Origin of the sequence: Desulfobacterium sp. N47, from assembly GCF_051233685.1 — a bacterium.
Lineage (GTDB): Bacteria > Desulfobacterota > Desulfobacteria > Desulfobacterales > RPRI01 > RPRI01.
This window is the reverse complement of sequence record NZ_JBAMMY010000012.1, coordinates 1-3,349: the sequence shown is the minus strand read 5'-3', so window position 1 is coordinate 3,349 and position 3,349 is coordinate 1. Positions and strand designations below refer to the sequence as shown.

At 40.1% G+C, this 3,349-nt stretch carries 3 protein-coding genes; all 3 read left to right on the top strand.

Features of this window, described 5'->3' with window-relative positions; genetic code table 11:
• Positions 1-231: 231 nt before the first annotated feature.
• The 3 genes from VXK47_RS00245 (at position 232) to istB (ending at position 3,057) form a co-directional block, all read left to right on the top strand.
• Entirely contained in the window at positions 232-795 is a 564-nt protein-coding gene (locus VXK47_RS00245; RefSeq protein WP_435546764.1) for an FRG domain-containing protein, read from the top strand.
• A gap of 91 nt (positions 796-886) precedes the next feature.
• A complete protein-coding gene (gene istA / locus VXK47_RS00240) occupies positions 887-2,323 on the top strand; it encodes an IS21 family transposase (protein ID WP_435546765.1) in 1,437 nt (478 codons plus the stop codon).
• Positions 2,317-3,057 (top strand): IS21-like element helper ATPase IstB, encoded by a 741-nt coding sequence (gene istB / locus VXK47_RS00235; RefSeq protein ID WP_435546763.1) that lies wholly within the window; start codon positions 2,317-2,319, stop codon positions 3,055-3,057. The genes istA and istB overlap by 7 nt, the downstream gene beginning before the upstream one ends.
• The last annotated feature ends 292 nt before the right edge of the window (positions 3,058-3,349 follow it).

Below are 3,349 nucleotides of genomic sequence, written 5' to 3'. Positions count from 1 at the left end.
CGTAAGTCTTGACCCACTTGCGCTGAAGGCGGATATCGTTTCAGAATTTTTGAAGACCCTTGGAAGGTAAAAGACGTTATTGCGTTCTTATTTTTGGCGTTTATGTTTTGCATATTACAATCCTTTTATAACAAATCAATGAACCCAACACCGAGTAAGTTACGTTTTTTATCCTTGGCCGGCGGCGGCGTGGGTTATTTCCGTCGTTGGACATAGCAGAAAGAGTTGGATATGACAGATACTATTCTGAAGAAAGAAAACCAAATTATTGAAGAGACCAGAATCAAATCATTTGGCCAACTCCATGAAGTTGTAATGTCATATGGGAGAAAGATTATGGCATATCGTGGAGTAAAAGATTCTTCATACGGACTTGTCCCAAAGGTCGGGCGTTTAAAATTCTTAAATAAGATTTCTCTCGAAAAAGAAGAAAAGATTATTATTACACGTTTCAAACAGCATGCCTTGCCTTACATCAACATATCTTGCCACAATATGTGGGACTGGTTGGCTCTCGCACAACATCATGGATTGCCAACTCGACTTCTTGATTGGACTCTTAACCCGCTGGTTGCTGCTTACTTCGCTGTCGAAGAGGTACATGATGGAGACAGCGCATTTTATGCTTACAAAATCGGCACATCTCTTGACTTGGAAGCTCATCCAGACCCATTCAAGGTAACGGATGTTTCCCGATTTAGTCCGTCACATCTTTCTCAAAGGATTGCAACCCAACTTGTGATCAGCGTCAATTATAATACCCGCCTGACGACAATTAAAATTCCCGAAATTTAAAAATCAAAAAAGCTGTTAAAACCATCCAAACGATAACAAAGGAGAATTTTGGATGGTTAAGGACCAGCAGGTAAGGAGGTTGTTTAAATTGATACAGACAGAAAATAATTTCGGGATAGCGGCGATGAAAGCGGGTATGGATGAGAAAACAGCACGTAAATATCAAAAAGCAGATAAATTGCCTAGTGATTTGAAGTTACAGCATAAATGGAGGACGCGTGAGGACCCATTTGAAGATAGTTGGAACGAAATAAATATGATGCTGGAAACAAATCCAGGTTTAGAAGCTAAAACCATTTTTGCGGATTTCCAACGCAGAAATCCGGGTAAATATTCCGATGGCCAACTCCGCACGTTACAGAGACGCATTAAAATATGGAGAGTTTCGGAGGGGCCATCTAAAGAAATCTTTTTTACACAAATTCATAAACCAGGGGAATTGGCGCAATCGGATTTTACTCATATGGATAAACTGGGGATAAGCATCGGAGGGGTACTATTCAATCATTTGATTTATCATTTTGTTTTAACGTATTCCAACTGGGAGACGGGAACGATATGTTTTTCGGAAAGCTTTGAGAGCCTGAGCCAGGGATTACAAAATGCATTATGGGAATTAGGAGGAGTTCCGGAGAAACATAGAACTGACCGCTTGACTACAGCGGTAAATAAAACCGGCCACCCTGAAGAATTTACGCGAAATTATCAGGATCTTTTAGATCATTATGGAATAAAAGGTTGCAAGACAAATCCTTGTAGCCCTAATGAGAACGGTGATGTTGAACAGAGCCATTATCGTTTTAAGAAGGCAGTTGAGCAGGCATTGCTTTTGAGAGGCAACCGGGATTTTACTGACCGAAATGAGTATGAATATTTTTTGCGTATCTTGTTCAAACAACTGAATGCAGGCCGTAACAAACGCTTTCATGATGAGCAGGTGGTTTTGCGCCGGTTGCCAATGGGCAGGATTGAAGCCTGTAAAAGAGAAATGTTGAAGGTTGGACCCAGTAGCACCATAAGAATAAAACACAATGTTTATTCGGTGGATAGCCGGTTGATCCGGGAACAAATCCAGGTACGGCTATATATAGATCGCCTGGAAATATGGTACGGGCAGAAAAAAATAGACACGTTGCCTCGACTACGTGGTGAGGATAAATGTGCCATTAACTACCGTCACATTATTGATAGTTTGATACGAAAGCCCGGAGCATTTGAAAACTATCGTTATCGCAATGAATTATTCCCTACTAGTCGGTTCAGGATTGCCTACGACAGCCTTAAGAAACAGCATACTCCTTCAGTTGCCGTCAAACAATATCTGAATATTTTATATCTGGCGGCACATGGAAGTGAAATAACCGTAGATAATGTTCTGCGCTTGCTAATCAATCAAAATAAAGAAATTAGCTATAAACAAGTTGAATTGTTGTCCAACGAACCTGTTCCATCTGATACAGAAGTCCAAATACCACCCATAGATTTGATCTGCTATGATCAGCTATTACAGGAAGAGGTGCTATGTTAACAGATCTTCTTAAACAACTTCATATGCCTATGATCCTTGAAAGCTATGAAGAAATCGCTGGTCAAGCACGGAAGGAATCATGGAGCTATGAACAGTACTTATCGGAATTATTGGAACTCGAATGCGAGGTCAGACGGCAAAATCGCATTGCTCGTTACCTTCGCGATTCTAAACTACCACCCTCTAAAACCTTTGACAACTTTAATAAAAAGCGGCTACCGGCAAAAGTAGTGACACATTTAGATGTTTTAACTGATGGCTCTTTTTTGGATCGTTTTGAAAATATATTGGCTTTTGGCAACCCTGGAAGCGGCAAGACTCACCTGTTGTGTGCTATTGGCCATGCACTTATTGAACAAGGAAAACGTATCCTTTTTATATCATGCAGTCAGCTTGTTCAAGATTTGCTAATCGGAAAAAAAGAACTGGAACTTGCTAAACGATTAAAAAGGTTATCTGCTTTTGATGCCATAATAATAGACGACATAGGTTATGTACAGCAAAGCCGCGAGGAGATGGAGGTATTATTTACCCTTTTGGCAGATCGCTATGAAAGAGGAAGTGTGATGATTACCAGTAATTTGCCATTTTCTAAATGGGAGCAAATTTTTAAAGATCCGATGACAACCGCAGCAGCAATAGACCGACTGGTGCATCATAGTGTTATTTTGGAATTGAATATAAACAGTTATCGTATGGAACAAGCAAAAAAGATAAAAGAGAAAAATAAATGAATTCTATCATTCTATTTGGGGTCCAGCCCCCAAATCCCCGGGGTTTAGCGCATTGCAGACCAAAGTATGATATAAAAGCAAAAGGCCGCACCAAAATGCGGCCCCCATACTTCGGTCATCCTTTCGGCGCTCGGGTCGCTCCCCAGCGTTGCCCTATCCTCCGGAAAGACGAAAATAAAATATCTGAAAGAATTTATTATGCAAGATATTTATTTAAAATAAATAGGTTAAGATAATATGAAAACGGGAATTTTAATTGTCGCCGAAGGGAAATAATAATTGTCGTTGATCA